The following is a 22,279-nucleotide window of genomic DNA, read 5'->3' as shown; positions in this document are numbered from 1 at the left end:
TGTCCGGCGTGAATTCGGCGTAGTGTGATCGCCCAGTTGCGTCCGGTCGTGAAGAGGAGGGCTTCACGTATGGCTAACGGTGCGTGCAACTCCGCTTGTTGTCTGGTCCTGTCGCTGGGTTTGTTGGCGGCGCCAGTGCACGGATACCAGGAAGTAAGGCTGCCAGAGAGGGGCGCGACTTCAACCGTCGTTTGTCCCGGATGCGGCACTGCCACGACCACAGCCACCCTCAACGGTGCGCAAGGTCTGTTGACCGGAGCCAATGGCATTCATAGCGCTACGGTAGTCGACTCTTCGGCACATAGCGCGTCTTCCGCTGCGTCCGGCGATGAGACGCCGGCGCAAAAGGTGGACGAAGCTGACGTCGATCGCGCACTGGACGACGTGCTGCAGCAGCACTTGCAGGTCTTGCCTTTAGCGCGCAAATGGCAGGGGGAGCATTGACCATGCGCCGTGCCGTGATGGTCCTGGCGGCCTTGGCAGGGGTGGCGCTGGCGCAGACGGTTTTGGCGAGTCCGCCCGAACCTTCCCGGCTGGATGCCTTCAATGACTGGGTAAAGCGGCAAACCGTCGATCCATCCCCGATGTGGAAGGTGTGGACGATGGCGGGCGACCATATGGACGTGATTGCGAACGGGGTAAATCACATTCCCGTTGTGGGTCCGCCCGCCGCGGTGGGCTGGGACGCCATCGATTTCGCGCGCAGGACCGGCGAAGCCGCCGTCAACGCTGAGGATAGCGAAAGAACCGACAATCTGAAGATCATCAACGCGGATGCCGCGCTGTTGAAAAACCTGCAGGGGCAGGGCGTGGACATTGCCAGCGACGATCGCGCCACGGCTGCGCGTGCGCGCTTGATTCAAGCCATGCACAACCCGGGCGAGCGGCCCGATGAAGATACCCTGATGCATTTGATGGACGTGATCCACGGCCATATCGGTTATGCGGTATGCCGGGTGGGACTGGAGAATGTCATCAGCAATACCGTGGACGGTTTGTTGGGGGATCGTCTTAAGAGCAGCGCCAAGGAGGAACTGGAGGCCGGCGACAGCGCCTACGATTTCGTCAAGGAGCATTCCCAGCTTGCCGCGCGCGTAAACAAGCTTTCGCTCGGGCTGGCGTGGCATGGTTGGCGGAAGTTTGGTTCGTATGCCGGCATGGCCAGGTATTACGCCGACAGGCTGGCCGACAAGGGCGTTGATCTGGCGGTCGACAAAGTGTTGGACGAGCTGCTGACCGATCACCTCAAGGAAGCCTGGGGCGATGCGCTCTACGAAAAATTCAAAAAAACCATGCAGGAGCACCCGTCTCAACTGCGTCGCGTGGCAGCTGCCGCGCCGGTTCTTCCGGCCGCCGCGTTGATACCCGCAGCTGCGCCCGCGGTGGCAGTTCCGGCGCTTCAAGCGGTACCGGCCCCACCGCCGCCGGCCAGCGATTTGCTGGTCAACGGCATTCGCACGGATGGTTACGAGATGCGGGTAGCGGATAACTACCGGCCGCCGGTGGAACGCTACCCAACGCCGCATGAAGACTCGCCACCTGTACAACAGGAGCAAGAGCAGCAGGACTCGCAAACCACGGCAAGCGATTCATCGGATCATGAGCAGCAAGCGCCAACCGACTGGTCGAGCTTGCGCCAGGCCAGCGCTTGCGCCGGAAGTGGAGGCTGCAGTTTCTATTAGGGCGTTCGTTCCTGTCAGGGGGAAGGCGCATGCGACACAAGCGCGGAATGTGGAAATGGGCAGTCGCCATCGTCGTCATCCTGGTGTCTGTACGCGGCGCGCAATCGTTGCGCGAAGTGCGCCAGGCTTCCACCATCGATGTTCTGGACACGGTGCAGCTCTCCTACGTGCTGCTGCCCGGTGATGCACGCTGGAGCGCGCGGGCTTTTGGCGCCGATTTCGATGTCACACCGACCTCGGCGATGATCTTTCGCCATGGCGATTCGCTGTATGGCGTGAACGAGGACGGCAAGTTCGCCACGCTGCCGGTGCAGGGCACGGTGCCGGCCAGCTTTGCGGTGGACAACCAAGGAACCTTGCTGGTGCAGCGCGAAGGCTACCTGGGCCGGCTGACGGAATCGGGCGCCATCGACGACGCCCTGCCGCTGCCTTACGAGGACATGCGCCTGGCGCATTCCAGCCTGGATGGCATGGTGTACCTGTTCGGCGGCGGCGACGGTGACTATCGGGTGTACAGCTTTGCCGACGATGGCTCGATGCGCATTCTGCTTTCGGTGCCGCAGCCCATCGTCGGTGTTGCCGATTGCGTTGATGCCGTATATGCCGCCACCGACCGGCAGATTTTTCGCATGGGCAAGGACGCCATTCGCCTGGTCCTGAACTTGCCGGAGAATGGCGAAACCATCGTCTCGGTAGCTGCCAGCACGGATGGCAAAGTCGTTTTCTTCTCTACGACGGCCAAGGTCTACGCCCTGCATGGGGCGGGCGCCGTGGCCATCGTCGGCAATAGCGGCGGTGCCTTGCGCTTGCGCAATGACACGCTCTACGTGCTGGACGACGAACGCAAGCTCCTTTACAAGGTACGGCCAGCCACCATGCAGCTTTTTGGGGGGCATTCATCATGAGCAGATACGGGCGCGTGGCCTTATGGATGGCTGGTGCGTTGATCCTTGCGTATGCGGGCTATTCGTACGTGACGCCGCGCCAGGCCGTCATTGCCGACGCGCTGCGAGATCGGCAGATACAAGTGGACGTGAGCGCCAGTGACGCGCAAGCGGCGACCGTCACGTTGAGCCTGCCCGCAGACGGTCCTGACGATCTCACCGTAGTGATTCCCGCGGGCACTCTCATTAGCAATGGCAACGAAGGGGAGCAGTGGCTGATGACTGCGCAGACCATGGTGGTGCACTTGAGCCGTGGCTCACCCACTTCGACACAGCAGGTGGCTACTTATTGCCTGGAGCCCTTCGCACGGCCGCCCGATTCGTCATCGCCGCTGGCATTGAACGCCGCTCCGCGGGAGCCTGGCCAGAGCCTGGAGATACCAGGCACCATCATGGAGGAGCTGGAGCCGGTGCAAAAGCTGTCCAAGTGCCTGGATCAGCCGGATCTGGATCATCAGACGGCGCAGTTTGCCGTATGGCTGGTCGGGGAGAAATGGATCGACCGTTCTTATGGCGACGTGTTGCACGACATGCTGAGCGCATTGAAAGACCAGAACATGCAGGCATGGCGTGAGAGCAGCCTGGAAAAAAAGCTGGATGAGCGCTTGCGGGAAAAATTTCCCCAGCTAAGCGCCGGGCAACGCCGGCAGCAGATCGACCGCTACGAGAAGGAGCGCGACCTGGGCAATCCTGACGCCAAGATCTACAACGACCTGTCCGTGCAGCAACTGAATCTGCTGGTCCAGCGAACGCCTGCATTGCTGGAGCAGTGCGGCATGCATACGGCGGACATGGCGTTCTTCAAGAGCGTGCCCCCGGCGGGTTGACGGCGCATAGGCTGGGATGACAATCCCAGCTTTCCATGTGGCATCCGGATGCTGGGATTATCATCCCAGCCTACGCTCTCTGTGCGCGGCCACCGGGCGCCGGCAAGGCGCGGGGCTCCGCCCGCGTGGCTAGGCTCGGCCAGCCGTAATTTGCTAAGATAACCGTTTGCCTCGCGCCCCCCGGGCGCCATCCCATCAGGGTTCAGCCACACATGATCGAGACCAATCCGATCCTTGCGCAGATCGCGGACCTCAAGGCCCGCATCGAGTCGCTTAGGGGGTATCTTTGACTACGACGCCAAGCGTGAGCGTCTGGAAGAAGTAAGCCGCGAACTGGAAAGCCCCACCGTCTGGGACGATCCGCCGCGCGCGCAGGAACTGGGCCGCGAACGCGCCCGCCTCGATACCATCGTCAGCGGCATCGACCGCATCACCTCGGGCCTCGACGATGCCGGCGAGCTGCTGGAAATGGCCGCCGCCGATGGGGACGACGACACCGTGCAATCCGTGCAGGCCGACGTCGCCAAGCTCGAAGGCGCGGTGGGCAAGCTGGAATTCCAGCGCATGTTCTCCGGCAAGATGGACTCGGCCAACGCCTTCGTCGACATCCAGGCCGGTGCCGGCGGCACCGAAGCCCAGGACTGGGCCGAAATGCTGCTGCGCATGTACCTGCGCTGGTGCGAGTCGCGCGGCTGGAAGACCGAGCTGATGGAAGCGAGCGCCGGCGACGTGGCCGGCATCAAGTCCGCCACCTTCCGTGTCGAGGGCGACTACGCCTACGGCTGGCTGAAAACCGAAATCGGCGTGCACCGCCTGGTGCGCAAGAGCCCGTTCGACTCCGACAACCGCCGCCACACCAGCTTCACATCGGTGTTCGTGTCGCCGGAAGTCGACGACGATATCGACATCGAGATCAACCCGGCCGACCTCAAGACCGACGTGTACCGTTCGTCCGGCGCAGGCGGCCAGCACGTGAACAAGACCGAATCGGCCGTGCGTATCACGCACATCCCGTCCGGCGTGGTGGTGGCGTGCCAGACCGAACGCAGCCAGCACGCCAACCGCGACCGCGCCATGAAAATGCTGGCGGCCAAGCTGTACGAACTGGAGATGCAGAAGCGCAACGCCGAAAAGGATGCGCTGGAAGCCACCAAGTCCGACATCGGCTGGGGCAGCCAGATCCGCAACTATGTGCTGGACCAGAGCCGCATCAAGGACCTGCGTACCGGCGTGGAGCGCACCGATACCCAGAAGGTGCTGGACGGCGACCTGGATGATTTCATCGAGGCAAGCCTGAAATCGGGACTGGATGCCGGCGCCAAGCGGGTGGATGCCTGATCATCGACCGAGGAGTCGCAGCATGAATCGCAAGACGATCTACGCCGTTGTGTTTGCATGCGCCAGCGTGATGTTCGCCAGTCATGTCGCGAACGCGGCTGGGCAGGGCATCAAGCAGGATACGAAAGACGCCGGACACGCCATCGGCAACGGTGCGCGCGATGTGGGGCATGCCACGGCGCATGCCGCAAAAACGGTCGGCCACGGCGCCAAGGAAGCCGGCGTGGGCATCGGGCATGGCGCGAAGAAAGCCGGGCAGGGGATTGGCCACGGCGCACGCGAGGGCTGGGATGCCACCAAGCACGCCGTCAAGCATGTGTTCGGCAAAGACAATTGACGCGCAACGCAGTTGCGCCCCAAGACCATCCTGACCTCGCCCCGCAGCGATAAATAACCAAAAGAAGCCGTTGGCACTCCATGAGCGAACCTACCGACCACCTGCCCGTTGACGAAAACAAGCTGATCGCCGAGCGCCGCGAAAAACTCAAGGCGCTGCGCGAGCAGGGCATTGCTTTTCCGAACGACTTCAAGGTGGACGCCTTTGCCGGCGACCTGCAGGCCGAGCTGGCCGACAAGGAGCAGCACAGCGCCGAAGCGATCGAAGCCGCCGCTCGCCGCGTGAAAGTAGCCGGTCGCATCGTGCTCAAGCGCGTGCAGGGCAAGGTGAGCTTCGTGCAGATGCAGGATTTCACCGGCCGCATCCAGCTGTTCATCCACCAAGGTACGGTGGGCGAGGCCACCTACGAAGCGTTCAAGAGCTGGGATGCGGGTGACGTCGTCGGCGCCGAAGGCCTGCTGATGCGCACCAAGACCGGCGAGCTGTCGGTAAAGGTGCAAACCCTGCGCCTGCTCACCAAGAGCCTGCGCCCGCTGCCGGACAAGTGGCACGGCCTGGCCGACGTGGAACAGCGCTATCGCCAGCGCTACGTCGACCTGATCGTCACCGAGGAAGCGCGCCGCACCTTCCTGCTGCGCTCGAAGATCATCGGCTACATCCGCAAGTGGCTGGAGGCCGAGCCGTACCGCTTCATGGAAGTGGAAACGCCGATGATGCACATCATTCCCGGCGGAGCCACGGCACGCCCGTTCATTACCCATCACAACGCGCTGGATATGGACCTGTATTTGCGCGTGGCGCCGGAGCTGTACCTCAAGCGCCTGGTCGTCGGCGGCTTCGACCGCGTCTACGAGATCAACCGCAACTTCCGCAACGAGGGCGTGTCCACGCGGCACAACCCCGAATTCACCATGCTGGAGCTGTACCAGGCCTACGCCACCTATCACGAGATCATGGACCTGACCGAGTCGATGATCCGCGACACCGCGAAGAACGTGCTGGGCACCACCAAGCTGGACTGGGAAGGCGCCGAGATCGATGTCGGCCCGGCCTTCCGCCGCTGGCGCATGGAAGACGCGGTGCTGGAGCTGAACCCGGAAATCAAGCGCGAGCACCTGCGCGACCGCGAGGCCATGGCCGCGCATGCGCAGCGCCTGGGCCTGCAGGTGAAGCCCGCTTACGGCTGGGGCAAGCTGTTGCTGGAAATCTTCGAGAAGACGGTGGAGCACACCCTCGTGCAACCCACCTTCATCATCGACCACCCGGTGGAAGTGTCGCCGCTGGCGCGCGAGAACGACGTCGACAAGGGCATCACCGACCGCTTCGAGCTGTTCGTCAACGGCAAGGAATTCGCCAACGGCTTCTCCGAATTGAACGATCCGGAAGACCAGGCGGCGCGTTTCCAGGCCCAGGTGGACGCGAAGGCATCCGGCGACGACGAAGCCATGCACTTCGACGCGGACTACATCCGCGCGCTGGAAGTGGGCTTGCCGCCGACCGGCGGGCTGGGCGTGGGCATCGATCGATTGGTGATGCTGCTGACCAACTCGGCGTCGATCCGCGACGTGCTGCTGTTCCCGTACATGCGCCCCGAGGCGTAGAGGGCGTAGGCTGGGATGACAATCCCAGCACCCTGCCGGCCACCGAAGCTGGGATTGTCATCCCAGCCTACGTTTCATCAATGCACCAAGCGGCGTCAGCCTCCCTGGTTGACCGTGCCGTCCTGGATTTGCAAACGAAACGCGTCCTGGTCCATTTCGACGTCGGCTTCGATATCGACAAAGTAATTGTGTCCCGCTTTTGCGGCGGCCTGCACACCCTCGATGGTGTCAGGATCGAATTCCAGAGCGGTGATTTTCTTGCCGGCCTCAAAATCGATTTTGCCGAAGTGACGGGACTTGAGTAGGGCCAATACGCGATTGATGAGTTCATCACTCGCAAAGTGGCTTCTGAAGATATACGAATGATCGGCCGGCATGGTCTCGGTGGCCGGCGTATCTTCTGCGTTCAACCAGGTGGTCACGCCCAGTTCGGCCTGCGGGAGAAACCATGCGGGATAGCGGGTGGGAGCCTTGTGGTTGTAGGCATTGAGGTCGTTATTGTCGGCGCGGGTCGGCGACGATACCGCCAGCAGGGCAACACCGAGCACCAAAGCAGTGAAGGGGATGGAGCGCGATACAAACATGGGTGTCCTTACGTTGTTGTTCTTAAGAGTATAGAGAGAGTGGCCTTTGCCGTGCTGCTCGAACGCTTGCCGCAGTCCCATCGCGTCGTGTCAAAACTCCAGCTCCTGCGCCGCGCACAGATAATCGATCATCGGCGCCAGCCGCTTGTAGCTGGCCAGCATGAACGGCAGCAGCTCCGCCGAACACGCCAACGCTTCGTCGAACTGCTCGCCCGCCGCGAAATCCTTGCGCTTGAGGTCTTCGATCAGCTCATGCTCCGGATCGAACCCGCGCGGCGGCCGCGTCAGCGCCTCACCCCAGAACGTAAAGCGATCGGCGAACGCCTTGCTCTGCGTGGCGCGTTTCCAGGCGGCTGGGTTGTCCGCTAGGAAAGACCGAAGGCGTTTCAGCGCATCCGCCTCCGGATGCCACATGCCGCCGCCGAGAAAGCATTCGCCCGGCTGTATGTGCAGGTAGAACGAAGGCGCCGGAATCTCGTGCCGCCGCTCGTGGAAAAAACGCGCACCGGCCCAGGGCTTGTACGGCTCCTTGTCGTTCGAAAAGCGCGTATCGCGATGGATGCGGAACAGCGAGCCGCCCATCTTGCGCGGATCGGCGCGGAAGTGCGAGCTGATCTTCGCCAGCGGCGCCTGCATGTCGCTGATCAGTTCCAGGAAGGGATCGCGTACGTCGCGTTCGTAGTCGGCCTTGTGCTTCTGGAACCACTCGCGGTTGTTGTTGCGGGCCAGGCTTTTGAAGAAGCGGAACGTGGCGGGCGAGAAATAGGCGCGTGGCATGAGGGTTCAAGTAGGTAGGTTGGGGAACGACGCAATGGTCGCATACAAGGCGATATCAGACTCCCTCCCCTACGTGTAGTAGGGGAGGGTTGGGGTGGGGTGAAGCAACCTCGCGATGAACTTGAACATTGCGGCAAGCTCGTACAACCCCACCCCGGCCCTCCCCTGCAAGCAGGGGAGGGAGTATTCAGACCGTCGCCACGCCAGCTTCCGCTGCGAGCTGCTCGCCCCACGCTTGCAACTGATCGAGCACCGCGCCCTTGTCACGCCCCAGCGGATCACTGCGCAGCAAATCCAGTCGGGCGAAATAGTCCGGCAGGGTGAGCGTCGTAAGCGCAGTTGGGCGCGTCAACCGCGCAACACGAAACGCTTCCCAGCGCTCCCTTTCCTCCGCTGTCAGCGTCTCGGGCCAATTGCGCGCCCGATAGCGGAACAACAGGTCCGGGTAGCGCGCATCGCGAAAACCGAACTTGCGCAGACCCAACTGCTCTGGCGGGGTAGCGCGTACCTCGCGCAGCAGGCGCTTGTCGGCATCCGGCAGAAAGCCGCCGTAAAGCGCTAGTTCCGGATCTTCCGGCGGCGGCAGCTCGGCCGCGTGGCGGAAAACCCGGCGCAACTTGTCGCCCAGACCGGTGGCTCCGCGCAGCTGGTCGGCATGCGCCAGGCAGCGGTCCAGATCCAGTTGCAGCCGTTGCAGGTCGACACCCTTCAGTGCGGAAAGCGGCGCCAGTGCCGGCGAGCGGTTCGCATGCACGGTGCGTAGCGCAATGCGTTCCACCCCTTCGGGCAGATCGGCGCGCGCAGTGAAGATGCGATCGGCGATGTCCTCGGCCTCCAGCTCCAGCAGGTCGCGGGGATCCTGCGCCAGGTCGTAAACGATGATTTCGCCCGAGCGGGCCGGATGCACCGCCAGCGGCAGGATCACCGCGAGGCAGCGACGGCTGGCCGGATAGCGTGACGACACGTGCACCAGCGGTGTCATGGCCTGGATGTCGAGCAGTTCGAACACGCGTTGCTTGCGGCGTAGCGCGAAATACCATTCCCACAAGCGCGGCTGCCGCACGCGGATCAGGCGTGCCAGGTCGATCAAGGCATGCACGTCCGACAAAGCATCGTGCGCGCGTTCCTGCCGCAAGTGATTGGCCGCGGCCAGGTGTTCCAGCTTGAAGCTGGGCGTGCCGTCTTCATGCGTAGGCCACACGATGCCTTCGGGGCGCAGCGCGGCGCACAGGCGCACCAGGTCGATCAGGTCCCAGCGCGAATTGCTGTTCTCCCACTCGCGCGCGTACGGCTCGAAAAAATTGCGGTAAAGCAGCTGGCGCGTGAATTCGTCGTCGAAGCGCAGCGAGTTGTAGCCTACGCCGCAGGTACCCGGTGCGGCGAGCTGCTCGTGCACGCGCGCGGCGAAGTCGGCCTCGCTCACCCCTTCGCGCTCCGCCTGCTGGGGGGGGATGCCGGTGATCAGGCAGGCCTCCGGGCTGGGCGGCGAGTCCCGCGGCGGCTTGCCGTAGAACATCACCGGTTCATCGACGATTTCCAGCTCCAGGTTGGTGCGGATGCCGGCGAACTGGATCGGGCGATCCCGGCGCGTATCGGTGCCGAATGTCTCGTAGTCGTGCCAGAAGAGCGTTTGCATGGGCCGATGATAGGGGCTCCAGGCAGGCAGCGGGGCATGGGGAAGTCGCCTGCCTCTTGCTAAACTCCCCGGCCAGGAGGGCGCATGAGCCAAGCGAACGAAGACAACCTCATCTGGATCGACCTGGAAATGACCGGTCTGGATACCGCCAACGATTCGATCCTCGAGATCGCCACCATCGTCACCGACAAGGATCTGCTCGTTCTGGCCGAAGGCCCCGCGTTCGCGGTGCAGCACCCGGTGGAGCGGCTGGAGGCCATGGATGCCTGGAACCGCAACCAGCATCGCCGTTCCGGCCTGTGGGACCAGGTGACGGCCTCCACCATCACGCACGCCGAAGCGGAGCGGGCCACGCTGGACTTCCTCAAGCAGTGGCTGCCGCCGGGCAAGTCGCCGATGTGCGGCAATTCGATCTGCCAGGACCGTCGCTTCCTGCACCGGCAGATGCCGCAGTTGGAGCGCTTCTTCCATTACCGCAACCTCGACGTGTCCACACTGAAGGAACTGGCGCGGCGCTGGGCGCCGGCGATCGGCCGCGGCTTCTCCAAGGAATCGGCGCATACCGCCCTGTCCGACATCCGCGATTCGATCGATGAGCTGCGCTACTACCGGCAGTTCATGGGCGCGCTGGGCGGCGTGGAGCAGAGTGCATGACGACGGACCTGTTCGCCACGGTGCTGGATTGCAACGGCCGGCCGCTGACGCTGGATCGTCCGCGCGTGGTGGGCATCATCAACGTCACGCCCGATTCGTTCTCCGACGGCGGCCAGTTTTCCAGCACTGCAGCGGCGGTGGAACATGGTTTGCGCCTGGCCGATGAGGGCGCGGACATGCTCGACATCGGCGGCGAATCCACGCGCCCCGGCGCGGTGGACGTGCCGGTCGAAGAGGAACTTCAGCGCGTCATCCCGGTGATCGAGCAGCTCATTGCCCGCACCTCGCTGCCCATTGCCATCGATACCTCCAAGCCGGAAGTGATGCGTGCGGCGGTCGCTGCCGGCGCCGGCATGATCAACGACGTTCGTGCCTTGCGCAGTGAAGGTGCGATGGACGCGGCCTCGGAATTGCGCGTACCGATCTGCCTGATGCACATGCAAGGCGAGCCGCGCAGCATGCAGGACGAGCCGCATTACGACGACGTAGTCGGCGAAGTGCACCGCTTTCTCACCGATCGCCTGTTCGCCTGCGAAATGGCCGGCATCGACCGGCGCAAGGTGATGGTCGACCCCGGTTTCGGCTTCGGCAAGGCGCTGGAACACAACCTTGCGCTGCTACGCAAGCTGCAACGTTTTGCCGATCTGGGCAGCGGCGTTTATGTGGGACTGTCGCGCAAGTCGATGATCGGCACACTCACCGGTCGCCAAGAGCATGCCGAACGTGCCGCCGGCTCGGTGGCTGCCGCGTTGATCGCCGTGCAACGCGGCGCACGCATGGTGCGCGTACATGACGTGGCGCCCACGGTGGATGCACTGAAGGTGTGGCATGCCGTGCAAGCCGGCGATACGCCGGAGCGGCGCGACAAGCCGAAAATGCCCAGCTGGCCGGATGATGATTAACCCCAGATCGGCTCCCTCGCTGGCGTAGGCTGGGTTGCGGAACCCAGCATTGCCATGTTGCAGCTCACGCGATGCTGGGATTGTCATCCCAGCCTACGTGCCACACGCGGTGCAGCAAGTCCAAACGACCGACTGCAAGCAGGGGAGGGAGCACATCTGGCCATAGCCCACCGGTGTAGGATTCACGCCCTACAGACGCCGGAATCCGGCTCTTCCCCATTCCCCTTTGGACCGATCTCCATGAACCAACGCAAATACTTCGGTACCGACGGCATCCGTGGCCGCGTGGGCCAATGGCCCATCAGTGCGGATTTCATGCTGCGCCTGGGACGCGGGCTCGGGGTCGTGCTGGGCCGCGAAAGAAAGAAGCAGCAGGGCCGCCCGCTGGTCCTGATCGGCAAGGACACCCGCGCTTCCGGCTACATGTTCGAATCGGCCCTGGAAGCCGGCCTGACCGCGGCAGGGGCAGACGTGCGTCTGTTCGGCCCGATGCCCACGCCGGCAGTGGCCTACCTCACCCGCAGCTTGCGTGCGGATGCGGGCATCGTGATCAGCGCCTCGCACAACCCGCACTACGACAACGGCATCAAGTTCTTCTCCACCCACGGCGAAAAACTTTCCGACGAGATCGAGGCCGCGATCGAGGCCGAAACCGATGCGCCGTTCGCTACCGTGGATTCGGAGCATCTGGGCAAGGTGATCCGCGTCACCGACGCCATCACGCGCTATGCGGAATTCTGCAAGGCCACCGTGCCGGAAGATTTCAGCCTGGCCGGCATGAAGATCGTGCTCGATTGCGCGCATGGCGCCACCTACCAGGTCGCCCCCAAGGTGTTCGGCGAACTGGGCGCGGAGCTGCACCTGATCGGCGACCGGCCGGACGGTTTCAACATCAATCGCGATGTCGGCTCGACGCATCCGCAGGCGCTGCAGCGCGCCGTCATGGAGCATCAGGCCGACATCGGCTTTGCCTTCGACGGCGATGGCGACCGTGTGCAGGTAGTGGATGCCAACGGCGTGCTCGGCGACGGCGACGACATGCTCTACGTGCTGGCGCGCAGCTGGCACATGCGTGGCCAGTTGAAAGGCCCGGTGGTCGGCACCCTGATGAGCAACTACGGCCTGCAGCAGGCCTTGGCGAAGATTGGCGTGGAACTGATCCGCGCCAACGTGGGCGACCGTTTCGTGTTGCAAAAACTCAAGGAGCACGGCGGCGTGCTGGGCGGCGAAACCTCCGGCCACCTGCTGTGCCTGGACCGGGCCACCACCGGCGATGGCGTCGTGGCGGCGCTGGCGCTGCTCGAAGCGCTCAAGCTGTCCGGCCAGGACCTGGCCAGCGCGCGCCATGGCCTGAAGAAAATGCCGCAGGTGATGATCAATGTGCGCGCTGCCGGCGCGCGCGAAGCGCTGAACAGCGACGTGGTGCGCAAGGCCCTGGCCGATACCGAGCAGGCCCTGCTCGGGCGTGGCCGGGTGGTGCTGCGTGCCTCCGGTACCGAGCCGCTGGTGCGCGTGACGGTGGAGGCCGCCGACGAGGCCGAAGTACGGCAGATGGCCGAACGCCTTGCGGACGTCGTAAAATCCGCCACCGAACGCTCGTGAACCAGTAGCGCTGTCTTTGCGGCAGCGCTACGAACAGATGCCAGGTCGCCATGGAGGGGAGCCTGTCTGGTGTTATGCAGACAAGCTCCTTAAGGCCCGACGTGCACCGCCCCTGCGGTGGCGGACAACTAGACCGCACGCCTATACAAGGACAACGTTATGGATACATCTGCCCGTACACAGCCCAAGCAAGTTCCTACCCTCGACATCCGCCGCTATGACACCGACCGCGCGGCGTTCGTCGCCGAGCTCGGCGCGGCCTATCGTGAATTCGGCTTTTGCTGCATCAGCGGCCACGGCATCACCCCGCAATTGATCGATGGCGCGTACGACGCCTTCCAGCGCTTTTTCGCGCTGCCTGCCGAAGCCAAGATGAAGTACCACGTGCCGGGCTCCGGCGGCGCGCGCGGCTACACGCCCTTCAAAGTGGAAACCGCCAAGGACAGCCGTTATCCGGACCTGAAAGAGTTCTGGCATATCGGCCGCGAGATCGATCGCAACTCGCGTTTCGCCGAACTGATGCCGTCCAACCTGTGGCCGGCCGAAGTGCCGGGCTTTCGCGAATACGGCTACGAGTTGTACCAGGCGCTGGACTTGCTCGGCAGTCGTGTGCTGCGCGCGTTGGCCCTGCATATCGATCTGCCGGAGGACTACTTCGAAGACAAGATCGACCAGGGCAATTCCATCCTGCGCCCGATCCATTACCCGCCGATCATTGAAGCAAACATCCCCAACGTGCGTGCCGGTGCGCATGAGGACATCAACTTCATCACCCTGCTGGTGGGCGCCAGCGCCGAAGGCCTGGAAGTGCTCACGCGCGAAGGCGAGTGGCTACCCATCACCACTGCGGGCGATGCGATCGTGGTGAACATCGGCGACATGCTGCAGCGCCTGAGCAACCATGTTTATCCTTCCACCACCCACCGCGTGGTGAACCCGCCGAACGCCAACGCCCGCAAGCCGCGCTATTCGGTGCCGTACTTCCTGCATCCCAATCCCGACGTGGTGCTCGATCCGCTGCCGCAGTGCATTACGCCGGACAACCCTCGCCGCTACGACACCTCGCTCAGCTCGCACGAGTACCTCATGCAGCGCTTGCGCGAGATCAAGCTGATCTGATCAAAGGCTTTGGTAGGCTGGGATGACAATCCCAGCATTGCCATGCATGGCTAAATCGTGGTGCTGGGATTGTCATCCCAGCCTACGTGCTTAAGGCCGTCATTCCCGGTTGCGCGGAAATGCGTGTACGTCTCATTGCCCCGGTCCCTGCACACAACCGGCTAAAGTCTCCCCGCCATCCGGGAGTCATCGCATGTCCGCCGCCCACCGTCATCCCCATCAGGAACGCCATTTCGCCGCCTCCGAAACCGTCCGTGACATCGTCCTGGGCATGGCCGATGGTCTTACCGTACCGTTCGCGCTCGCCGCGGGCCTGTCCGCCGCCAACGTAGCCAGCCGCGTAGTGGTCGTCGCCGGCGTGGCGGAGATTGCTGCCGGCGCCATCGCCATGGGCCTTGGCGGCTATCTCGCCGCGCGCGGTGAAGCCGATCACTACCACTCCGAACGCCGCCGCGAGTTCCACGAAGTGCGCAACCTGCAGCGCGAAGAAGAACGCGAGATCGTGGACATCTTCAAAGGCTACGGCCTGGATCGTGCAGCCTGCGAACCCATCCTCGAACACTTCCGCAAGGACCACGAGGCCTGGGTGGATTTCATGATGCGCTTCGAACTGGGCCTGGACACGCCCGAACCCGGCCGCGCCTTGCGCAGCGCGTTCACCATTGGCGGCGCTTACATCGTCGGCGGTTTGGTGCCGCTGGTGCCGTACATGCTGATCGATCAATTGAAGCCGGCGCTGCTGCTGTCGGTCGTGTGCACCGGCGCGGCGCTGGCGATCTTCGGCGCGGCCAAGAGCCGCTTCACCGGTGTAAGCGGCTGGCGCAGTGCATTGCAGACGGTGCTGATCGGCGGCTTGGCCTCGGCAACTGCCTTTCTGCTCGCCCACTGGATCGGCGGCGGTTCTCCGTAACGATCGGCTCCCTCCCCTACGTGTAGTAGGGGAGGGCTGGGGTGGGGTGAAGCAACCTCGCGATGAACTCAAACAATGCGGCAAGCTCGTACAACCCCACCCCGACCCTCCCCTGCAAGCAGGGGAGGGAGTGAACGTCATTGCGCCCGATACCGCTTTGACTGCTGCGCCGACATCTTCAATGCCATCCGGTCCGGCATCAGCTTGAACAAGCTCTTCACCGTTCGATTGAATCGCCCCGTTACATGCACGGCCTCACCACGCTCCACCGCAGCGATGCCCTCCTGCACCACCGCCTCCGCACGCTGCCACATGAAACCCGGCATCTTGCTCACCAGCGCGCGCGTTCCGGTCACGTCGTGAAACTCCGAATACGTAAAGCCAGGACATAACGCACACACATTCACGTCCAGGCCCAGATTCTCCAGCGCCAGCGACTGCGAGAACTTGATCATGTACGCCTTACTCGCCGCATACAGCGTATGCCCCGCGCTGCCGGGCACATGGCCAGCCAGCGAAGCCACATTCACAATACGCCCGTAACCCCGCTCGCGCATGCCACGCACCAAACGCCAGGCCAGCTCCGTCGGTGCCGTGACCAGCACGCGCAAAAAATCTGCATGCACCGGCCAATCGCTTTGATCGAAACGCCCAGGCACGCCATAGCCGGCGTTGTTGACCAGCCAATCCACCTGCAAACCACGTTCATCCAACGCTGCGCACAACTGCTCAACACCGTGCGGATCGGCAAGATCGTTGGTCAACACCGTTGCGTTCACCCGATGCTGATCACGCAGTTCGCCCGCCAAGGCTTCCAGGCGATCAGTGCGCCGTGCCGTCAGCACCAGATCATGCCCTCGTGCTGCAAGTGCACGAGCGAAAGCGGCGCCGATGCCGGCGGATGCACCGGTGATCAGGCTGAGCGGTCGGGCTTGGGTCATGGGCTTTTTCCTAGCTAGATCGATATAAATGAAAATGCCTTCAGCAGGCGCGTTGCCGTGCCTCAGGTCGCTGGTTAAGCTTGCCAGCTTTCATTTGCAACGGACGCGGGCATGCGTAAAAAACTCGTCGCCGCTAACTGGAAAATGCACGGTAGCCGCTCGATGGCCGATGGCTTGATGGAAGACCTCATCAAGGCCAATCCTGCCGAAGGCGTCGATGTGCTGGTCTTGCCGCCGTATCCCTATCTCGCTCAATTGGTCGACAAGTACGGTGGATCCGGTGTCGGCTTTGGCGCGCAGGATGTGAGCGAGCACCAGGGGCAGGGCGCTTATACCGGTGAGGTGTCCGCCCCGATGGTGGCCGATATCGGCTGTCGCTGGGCGCTGGTGGGCCATTCCGAGCGCCGCCATCACCACACTGAAAGCAACGAAAAAGTGGCGCGCAAGTTCGCCGCGGCACTCGCTGCCGGGCTCACCCCCATCCTCTGCGTGGGCGAGACCCTGCACCAGCGCGAGGCCGGGCAGACCATGGAAGTGATCCAGCAGCAAATGCACGCTGTGCTGGCGCTGAACGGGATTGCCTGTTTCGACACTGCCGTGATCGCCTATGAGCCGGTCTGGGCCATCGGTACGGGCCAAACCGCCACCCCGGAGCAGGCCCAGGAAGTGCACGCCTTCATCCGTAGCCAACTGGCGCAACAGGATGCTATGATTGCCCGTCTGACCCGGCTGCTTTACGGCGGCAGCGTCAAGGCGGCGAACGCTGCAGAGCTTTTTGCGCAGCCGGACGTGGATGGGGGGTTGATCGGTGGCGCATCGCTCGTAGCTTCCGAATTTCTTGCCATCTGCCACGCCGCCCGTTGAGCGACACTAGAACCCTACGCGAGACCTCATGTTCGTCATCTTCAGCGTGTTCTACATCCTGATCGCTGCTGCGATGATCGTGCTGATCCTCATGCAGCGCGGCGCAGGCGCGGACGCCGGTTCCGGCTTCGGCGCCGGTGCATCGGCCACGGTCTTTGGTGCCCGCGGCTCGGCCAACTTCTTGTCGCGCTCCACCGCCGTGCTCGCCGCGCTGTTTTTTGCGCTCAGCATCGGCATGGGCATCTACCTGAAGGCGAACGGCGGTGCGATCCGCCAGCAGCAGGCGAATAACAGCCTCGGCGTGATGGCGGGTCTTGGCAACAAGCCCGCCAGCGCGCAAAATGCGCAACCCGCGACCCCGGCCCAGCCGAAGGCAGCGGTGCCGGCGCCAGCTGCTCCGGCAGGCAACGGCGAAGTTCCCGCCGCCCAGCCGGCCCCGGTCAAGGCACAGCAGGGCGAAGTCCCCGCCGCCACGGCCCCGGCAGCAGCAGCGACGAGCAAGCACTAAAAAACGAGCAACATCAGCCCAGGTGGCGGAATTGGTAGACGCACTACCTTGAGGTGGTAGCGACGCAAGTCGTGGGGGTTCGAGTCCCCCCTTGGGCACCAATCGAAGGCTACCGAAGACCTGCAAAGGATTCGGTAGCCAAAACAAGAAACCCGCCGCTGGCGGGTTTTTTTGTGTCTATGGCGCTCGGTCTGAGTCCGTGTAGCCACGGAACCCTCATGGACACCATCGTACATGGACACCATCGTAGCTCCTACGGCTGTCACCTTAGGCCTGGTGGCCATCGTAAGCCTTATGGTCGCGACCATAATCTCCAGGGCCGTCATTCCCGCGAAAGCGGGAATCCATCTTGCGCTTCGCTACAGCGAAAAATAGAGGGGCCGGCATTCGCCGTTGACAGGCGCCGCCACCTTCGCAGGAATGACGGCCCCGCGTAGGCTGGGATGCAAATCCCAGCAATACGAAACTCAAGGAGAGCCGCTGGAACTATCATCCAAGCCAGCTCATTGAGACATCGACTATGGCCAAGAAACAACTGCCTCCCATCCATCCCGGCGAAATGCTCTGTCAGGACTTCATGGTGCCGCTGGGCTTGTCGGGCAATGCACTGGCTTCGGCCCTTGGGGTTACTGCTGCGCGCATCAATGAGATCGTGCAAGAAAAGCGTGGCATTACGGCAGATACGGCGCTACGTCTTTCCCGCTACTTTGGTAATTCCCCCGAATTTTGGCTCAATCTCCAGCAGCGTTATGAGCTGGAATGCGCGCGCCGGGATTTGGGTGACACGCTCAAAGAAATTCATCCTCGTGCGGCATAGATCCGGACTTTCCCGCAACCCATACCCGGCCTGTGCCAACGCGTTCTCTAACCCACTTTTCCAGGTCGGCAGCCCCACGTAGGCTGGGATGCAAATCCCAGCAATCGGGATCACAGGCCCAATCTACTCGCTGCGACAGAAGTTGGATGGCGCTTGGGCTCGCCCCCCCCTTTGTTGCCTGCCTGGCAGGTATATATTTGGCAGGCAGCAAGACGCCGATCACATAAACCTTAGGACCGAGGTAAGTAAAGCGCTGCTCGCCCCATTGGCAAAGCTATTAGAAAAGGATGTTTCATATGGAAATTGACAACTCATGGCTGCCGACGCTGTTGTGCGCATTGAATGACGGCATCAAGTACAACGACCGGCTTAAGCATAGCGAGACGGTGAAGGACCCAGAGGGCATCGAGGAATGGATACTCCAGATGCATCGGCTCAAACAATATTTACGTGAGCAGCTGAGTGCAAAGCCGGAACTGCTTGAGCAGTATGCTGAGTATCTGCACGACTAAGAGGATGGGTGAAGAATGCTTTGTCATTTCTTTCAAATTGAACCAGAACTCTGAACATTCTGAAAAAATGGTGCAAGCATCAATCGCTCTCGACCCCGATGACCACACCAATCACCGCAAGCAATCCACCTTCCAACGAGGACAAGGCCCGCGCCCGTCGTTTCCGGGACTTCTTGGTGGACATCCTAGACCCGCTGCTCATCGGCGGACACTTACGCGATGGATTGGCGTGCAGGGCGTCCGTCGAGGCCCTAATCGCACTGCAACGTGACGAGGCGCCGGCCGGGCACCCCTGGGACGAGCGCCATCCGCTGTGGGTTTCCCACCAAGGTCTTCAGAATTGGCAAGCCACTAGCCTGGCATGCGCTCGCTCATTCGGTGCGGAGTTTGCAGACAGGGACAAGTGGTCCCCTGATGCGCATGAATATATGTTCGTTGGCAACGATCGGCTTGCACTTATTGGGCTGGAGGCCCGCTGCAAAGACCTCCGTGGCCGATTGGAGCTATGACGCCTTGGGTAGCCTCACCGATGAGATCTGCTGACTACCCTACACGTCGTCATTCGCGGCGACTTGCAGGTCGAGTACGGCAGAGCCGAATCCGAGCATCACGGTACCGGGTGGTGCCAGCCTTTGCGCAACCAGTTCCACAGGCCGATGCCAAGTGTAATTCTTGTCATAGTCGGGGAGTGTGCGGTGACGGAACATACCCCCAGTGCAGTTGCTGCCGCCCTTATGCGCGTCATTCCCTCGTAAGCAGGAATCCATTTTTCTCGTCTCCAAAACAAAGGGCGGAACAACTGCGGCGTTGACATAATGTATCCATATGGATACATTATGCGGCATGTACGCGATCCAGCAATCGGACGAATTCGCGGCTTGGCTTAAAGGTCTGCGGGATCAGACCACGAAGGCTAAGGTTATCGTGCGCATCAAGCGTCTTGCCGCGGGCAACCTCGGTGACGCGAAGCATTTCGATGGCATTGCGGAGTTGCGCATCGACTACGGCCCGGGGTATCGGGTCTATACAGCCAAGAAGGGCAAAACGCTCTATTTGCTGCTGTGCGGCGGTGACAAATCGAGCCAAAGCAAAGACATTGCAAAGGCAAAGAAGATACTCGCGGCGAGTGAGTCGTGAGAGCCTTAGCAGGATTCAAGAGACGCAGATGAAAGGTGAAGCCATGTCCACGAAATTTTCGGCCTTCGACCCTGCCGAATATCTCGACAGCGATGAAGCCATTGCAGCCTACATGAACGAAGTGATTGCGACAGGCGATGATGACCTTTTCCTGTCTGCGCTGTCTGACATTGCACGTGCGCGTGGCATGTCAGAAATAGCGCAAGCGAGCGGGTTAGGGCGCGAAAGCCTTTACAAGGCACTCAAGCCGGGAGCCAAGCCGGGATTTTTTACCATTGCAAAGGTTGTTGCGGCGTTGGGGGTGAATCTCCGGGTGGCTGTGAAGGGCGCAAAGCCCGAGGCTAAGAAGACGGCAAAGACAGGCGGCAAAACAAAGGGAAAGGTCACGAATTCCGCGCGAAGCCCAGCGCACAAGCGCGCGGCTTGATGTCAAATGGGCAAGGAGGCTTGGGCTATGACGAAAAGTTGGTGGTTACGCTTCAGCTCTATGCAAATCCAAACAAGGGGGCAAATTCTGAGGTATCCCCAAGTTTTTTAGCCTGGATCCCGCCAAAGTTGGTATCACAGGGATCCTCTTTCAGAGCGAATTGTCATTCCGGTGAAGCGCCTCGGCCTTCGCCGGAATGACCAGCAAAAACATCAGGCATCGCTGCAATAAGCTAACTTTCTGATGTACTGATGGTTCTTGATTGAAAAACGTTGGGATAGCTCAGGGGCAAATTCCTTTTTTCCGGTTCCGTTCACCGATACAGGAATCTGATTTCTTACTGCTGGCAACCCTATGACCACGCCAATCACCGCAAGCAATCCACCCTCCAACGAAGACAAGGCTCGCGCCCGTCTTTTCCGGGACTTCTTGGTGGACATCCTGGACCCGCTGCTCATCGGCGGACACTTACGCGATGGATTGGCGTGCAGGGCATCCGTCGAGGCCTTGATCGCACTGCAACGTGACGAGGCGCCGGCCGGGCACCCCTGGGACGAGCGCCATCCGCTTTGGGTTTCCCACCAAGGTCTTCAGAATTGGCAAGCCACTAGCCTGGCATGCGCGCGCTCATTCGGTGCGGAGTTTGCAGACAGGGACAAGTGGTCCCCTGATGCGCATGAATATATGTTCGTTGGCAACGATCGGCTTGCACTTATTGGGCTGGAGGCCCGCTGCAAAGACCTCCGTGGCCGATTGGAGTTATGACGCCTTGGGTAGCATCACCGATGAGATCTGCTGACTACCCTACACGTCGTCATTCGCGGCGACTTGCAGGTCGAGTATGGCAGAGCCGAATCCGAGCATCCCGGTACCGGGTGGTACCAGCCTTTGCGCAACCAGTTCCACAGGCCGATGCCAAGTGTAATTCTTGTCGTAGTCGGGGAGTGTGGGGTGACGGAACATACCCTCCCACCAGTGTGCGGCTGCTTCCGGGAGTGAGCGATTTTTGTAAGCGAAATGATCGAAGCTTTCCAACTTCAGTCGGTTCATCGAACCAAGCAAGCTGCGATCACGCGTATTGGCCAAGACGGGAGCAGTTTCCCAGGCGAGCAATTCCTGCGTGCAATGGGGCCACTCTGGATCAAAGCCGTAGTGCATGAGTAGTTTGAAGAACTGTTGCCCGGCGTGGATATGCAGTTGCTTGAGAAATGCTGCGCGTCCGGGCAAAACCATAGCGGCACCGGTGGTGGCGTTCAGCAGCACCACAAACGGCTCGCGGTCGATGAAGGCGATGTCCGCATACCACTCGCCCAAGGGATTGGTGGGTGTGGGAGGCTCCGCCAGTTTGACCGGTTGACGCATCCGCTTGAGTAGTCGGGAGGTGCAGCGCAAAACAATCATGGGTCTCGATGGAAGTTCGGGCAGGGAAAATATAGTGGATTCATGTCTTCAAACGTCAAGAAATGTAGTCAGGTTCACTTTCGTTGATAAGGAACTGAACCTGGATCCGTTTTCAAAGAAGATACTCGCTGGGAGTAAGCCGTGAAAGGGCGCCGGCGAGTCATTTGCTTCTAAGCTTTATTAAACAGGGAGGGGATATGGATAAGCCACACCAGCAAGCGGCAGGAGCGATGCGTGTTGCGCTTGCAGCGCCAGCCAGCGTCGGAGCGCCACCAGCGAAAACAACGACGAGTACGTTCGTCATTCAGATCGAGCAACCTAAGCCGAACGGAAGTGATGCGAATGGGATGCTTCCAGCGTGGCTCGCCTTGGTGGGCGTGATTGTCACTCTAATCGGAAAGTGGATTGCTGACAGGTTTCAGCGTCGATATGAATTACGGCGACAGCTTTACCTTGATCTAGTTGAAGCAGTGCTGATGGCCAATAATTGCATAGGAAGGCTATGCGACCCGTCCATTCCATTGCCTGCAACGTCCGAGCGTTTCCAGAATTCTGCGCCAGCCATCGCAAAAGTCGAAGTCACTGCGCCGAAGGCATTGTCGCAAGCGCTTGCGCAATATAAGGACGCGAGCGGCGCGGCGTTTGTGAAATTGATGGCCATGCGTGTAATGACCCAGTGATTTTCTGCTCAGGTGTAATCTTCACTTAGGAGACACCGATGAGCACGACGATGGACGAAGAGATTAAACGCTGGACAGC

Annotated in this window: 26 protein-coding genes and 1 tRNA gene; 20 read left to right on the top strand and 7 right to left on the bottom strand. The window is 61.6% G+C overall.

Annotated elements, in window-relative coordinates; translation table 11 throughout:
* Positions 1-69: 69 nt before the first annotated feature.
* The 7 genes from EKH80_RS17265 to lysS all read left to right on the top strand — a co-directional run bounded on the left by EKH80_RS17265 (position 70) and on the right by lysS (position 6,729).
* Positions 70-444, top strand: a complete 375-nt coding sequence (locus EKH80_RS17265) for a hypothetical protein (protein WP_126686035.1) — start codon at positions 70-72, stop codon at positions 442-444.
* A 2-nt stretch (positions 445-446) separates the two neighbouring features.
* Entirely contained in the window at positions 447-1,682 is a 1,236-nt protein-coding gene (locus EKH80_RS17260; protein ID WP_126686034.1) for a hypothetical protein, read from the top strand.
* 29 nt (positions 1,683-1,711) lie between these two features.
* A complete protein-coding gene (locus EKH80_RS17255; RefSeq protein WP_126686033.1) occupies positions 1,712-2,587 on the top strand; it encodes a hypothetical protein in 876 nt (291 codons plus the stop codon).
* On the top strand, positions 2,584-3,453 hold the full coding sequence (locus EKH80_RS17250; RefSeq protein WP_126686032.1) for a hypothetical protein: 870 nt from the start codon (positions 2,584-2,586) through the stop codon (positions 3,451-3,453). The genes EKH80_RS17255 and EKH80_RS17250 overlap by 4 nt, the downstream gene beginning before the upstream one ends.
* A 212-nt stretch (positions 3,454-3,665) precedes the next feature.
* Positions 3,666-4,791 (top strand): peptide chain release factor 2 gene (gene prfB, locus EKH80_RS17245; RefSeq protein WP_126686031.1). Its coding sequence is split into 2 segments (ribosomal slippage): positions 3,666-3,740 and positions 3,742-4,791, totalling 1,125 coding nucleotides; the frame shifts between segments, so codons are not numbered across the junction.
* 22 nt (positions 4,792-4,813) lie between these two features.
* The gene (locus tag EKH80_RS17240; protein WP_126686030.1) at positions 4,814-5,128 is read left to right on the top strand and encodes a hypothetical protein; all 315 of its coding nucleotides are present in this window, start codon (positions 4,814-4,816) and stop codon (positions 5,126-5,128) included.
* Between the two features lie 80 nt (positions 5,129-5,208).
* A complete protein-coding gene (gene lysS, locus EKH80_RS17235) occupies positions 5,209-6,729 on the top strand; it encodes a lysine--tRNA ligase (RefSeq protein WP_126686029.1) in 1,521 nt (506 codons plus the stop codon).
* Positions 6,730-6,824: 95 nt separating this feature from the next.
* Here the strand turns inward: lysS and EKH80_RS17230 are convergent, their stop codons facing one another.
* The 3 genes from EKH80_RS17230 to sbcB all read right to left on the bottom strand — a co-directional run bounded on the left by EKH80_RS17230 (position 6,825) and on the right by sbcB (position 9,726).
* Positions 6,825-7,394: a hypothetical protein gene (locus EKH80_RS17230; protein WP_126686028.1), complete on the bottom strand. Its 570-nt coding sequence runs from the start codon at positions 7,392-7,394 to the stop codon at positions 6,825-6,827.
* 9 nt (positions 7,395-7,403) lie between these two features.
* Entirely contained in the window at positions 7,404-8,090 is a 687-nt protein-coding gene (locus tag EKH80_RS17225; RefSeq protein WP_126686027.1) for a DUF2461 domain-containing protein, read from the bottom strand.
* Positions 8,091-8,277: 187 nt separating this feature from the next.
* Entirely contained in the window at positions 8,278-9,726 is a 1,449-nt protein-coding gene (gene sbcB, locus EKH80_RS17220; RefSeq protein WP_126686026.1) for an exodeoxyribonuclease I, read from the bottom strand.
* Positions 9,727-9,810: 84 nt separating this feature from the next.
* Between sbcB and orn the strand changes: the two genes are divergently transcribed.
* The 5 genes from orn (at position 9,811) to EKH80_RS17195 (ending at position 14,913) form a co-directional block, all read left to right on the top strand.
* Complete coding sequence (gene orn, locus EKH80_RS17215; RefSeq protein ID WP_126686025.1) at positions 9,811-10,380, top strand: oligoribonuclease; 570 nt, start codon at positions 9,811-9,813, stop codon at positions 10,378-10,380.
* On the top strand, positions 10,377-11,282 hold the full coding sequence (gene folP / locus EKH80_RS17210; RefSeq protein ID WP_126686024.1) for a dihydropteroate synthase: 906 nt from the start codon (positions 10,377-10,379) through the stop codon (positions 11,280-11,282). Before orn ends, folP begins: the two co-directional genes overlap by 4 nt.
* A gap of 240 nt (positions 11,283-11,522) precedes the next feature.
* Positions 11,523-12,884, top strand: a complete 1,362-nt coding sequence (gene glmM / locus EKH80_RS17205) for a phosphoglucosamine mutase (protein ID WP_126686023.1) — start codon at positions 11,523-11,525, stop codon at positions 12,882-12,884.
* Positions 12,885-13,043: 159 nt separating this feature from the next.
* The gene (locus EKH80_RS17200; protein WP_126686022.1) at positions 13,044-14,003 is read left to right on the top strand and encodes an isopenicillin N synthase family dioxygenase; all 960 of its coding nucleotides are present in this window, start codon (positions 13,044-13,046) and stop codon (positions 14,001-14,003) included.
* 193 nt (positions 14,004-14,196) lie between these two features.
* A complete protein-coding gene (locus tag EKH80_RS17195; protein ID WP_126686021.1) occupies positions 14,197-14,913 on the top strand; it encodes a VIT1/CCC1 transporter family protein in 717 nt (238 codons plus the stop codon).
* Positions 14,914-15,050: 137 nt separating this feature from the next.
* Here EKH80_RS17195 and EKH80_RS17190 read toward each other — a convergent pair whose 3' ends face one another.
* On the bottom strand, positions 15,051-15,854 hold the full coding sequence (locus EKH80_RS17190) for an SDR family NAD(P)-dependent oxidoreductase (protein ID WP_126686020.1): 804 nt from the start codon (positions 15,852-15,854) through the stop codon (positions 15,051-15,053).
* A 111-nt stretch (positions 15,855-15,965) separates the two neighbouring features.
* On the opposite strand from EKH80_RS17190, the gene tpiA reads away from it, so the two are divergent.
* The 5 genes from tpiA to EKH80_RS17165 all read left to right on the top strand — a co-directional run bounded on the left by tpiA (position 15,966) and on the right by EKH80_RS17165 (position 18,555).
* Complete coding sequence (tpiA, locus tag EKH80_RS17185; protein WP_126686019.1) at positions 15,966-16,718, top strand: triose-phosphate isomerase; 753 nt, start codon at positions 15,966-15,968, stop codon at positions 16,716-16,718.
* A 28-nt stretch (positions 16,719-16,746) separates the two neighbouring features.
* Complete coding sequence (secG, locus tag EKH80_RS17180; RefSeq protein ID WP_126686018.1) at positions 16,747-17,226, top strand: preprotein translocase subunit SecG; 480 nt, start codon at positions 16,747-16,749, stop codon at positions 17,224-17,226.
* A 16-nt stretch (positions 17,227-17,242) separates the two neighbouring features.
* Positions 17,243-17,327: transfer RNA gene (locus EKH80_RS17175), tRNA-Leu, on the top strand.
* A 419-nt stretch (positions 17,328-17,746) separates the two neighbouring features.
* Positions 17,747-18,043 (top strand): HigA family addiction module antitoxin, encoded by a 297-nt coding sequence (locus tag EKH80_RS17170; protein ID WP_126686017.1) that lies wholly within the window; start codon positions 17,747-17,749, stop codon positions 18,041-18,043.
* A gap of 296 nt (positions 18,044-18,339) precedes the next feature.
* Complete coding sequence (locus EKH80_RS17165) at positions 18,340-18,555, top strand: hypothetical protein (RefSeq protein ID WP_126686016.1); 216 nt, start codon at positions 18,340-18,342, stop codon at positions 18,553-18,555.
* 548 nt (positions 18,556-19,103) lie between these two features.
* Here EKH80_RS17165 and EKH80_RS23860 read toward each other — a convergent pair.
* Entirely contained in the window at positions 19,104-19,262 is a 159-nt protein-coding gene (locus EKH80_RS23860; protein WP_158628870.1) for a hypothetical protein, read from the bottom strand.
* A gap of 136 nt (positions 19,263-19,398) precedes the next feature.
* Here EKH80_RS23860 and EKH80_RS17160 point away from each other — a divergent pair, with 136 nt between their 5' ends.
* On the top strand, positions 19,399-19,692 hold the full coding sequence (locus tag EKH80_RS17160; protein ID WP_126686015.1) for a type II toxin-antitoxin system RelE/ParE family toxin: 294 nt from the start codon (positions 19,399-19,401) through the stop codon (positions 19,690-19,692).
* A 28-nt stretch (positions 19,693-19,720) separates the two neighbouring features.
* Positions 19,721-20,119: an addiction module antidote protein gene (locus tag EKH80_RS17155; RefSeq protein WP_425481158.1), complete on the top strand. Its 399-nt coding sequence runs from the start codon at positions 19,721-19,723 to the stop codon at positions 20,117-20,119.
* Between the two features lie 212 nt (positions 20,120-20,331).
* On the opposite strand, the gene EKH80_RS17150 is transcribed toward EKH80_RS17155, so the two are convergent.
* Positions 20,332-20,559 carry a hypothetical protein gene (locus EKH80_RS17150; protein WP_126686014.1) on the bottom strand — a complete coding sequence of 76 codons (228 nt, stop codon included), beginning with the start codon at positions 20,557-20,559 and terminating at the stop codon, positions 20,332-20,334.
* Positions 20,560-20,923: 364 nt separating this feature from the next.
* Positions 20,924-21,520 (bottom strand): DUF6933 domain-containing protein, encoded by a 597-nt coding sequence (locus EKH80_RS17145; protein ID WP_126686013.1) that lies wholly within the window; start codon positions 21,518-21,520, stop codon positions 20,924-20,926.
* 197 nt (positions 21,521-21,717) lie between these two features.
* On the opposite strand from EKH80_RS17145, the gene EKH80_RS17140 reads away from it, so the two are divergent.
* Positions 21,718-22,200, top strand: coding sequence for a hypothetical protein (locus tag EKH80_RS17140; protein WP_126686012.1), 483 nt, complete (start codon positions 21,718-21,720; stop codon positions 22,198-22,200).
* Positions 22,201-22,279: the final 79 nt, after the last annotated feature.

Source organism: Dyella choica (genome assembly GCF_003977665.1).
Lineage (GTDB): Bacteria > Pseudomonadota > Gammaproteobacteria > Xanthomonadales > Rhodanobacteraceae > Dyella_B > Dyella_B choica.
Note: the sequence above shows the minus strand (reverse complement) of the source record. Positions and strands in the feature narration are given on the sequence as shown.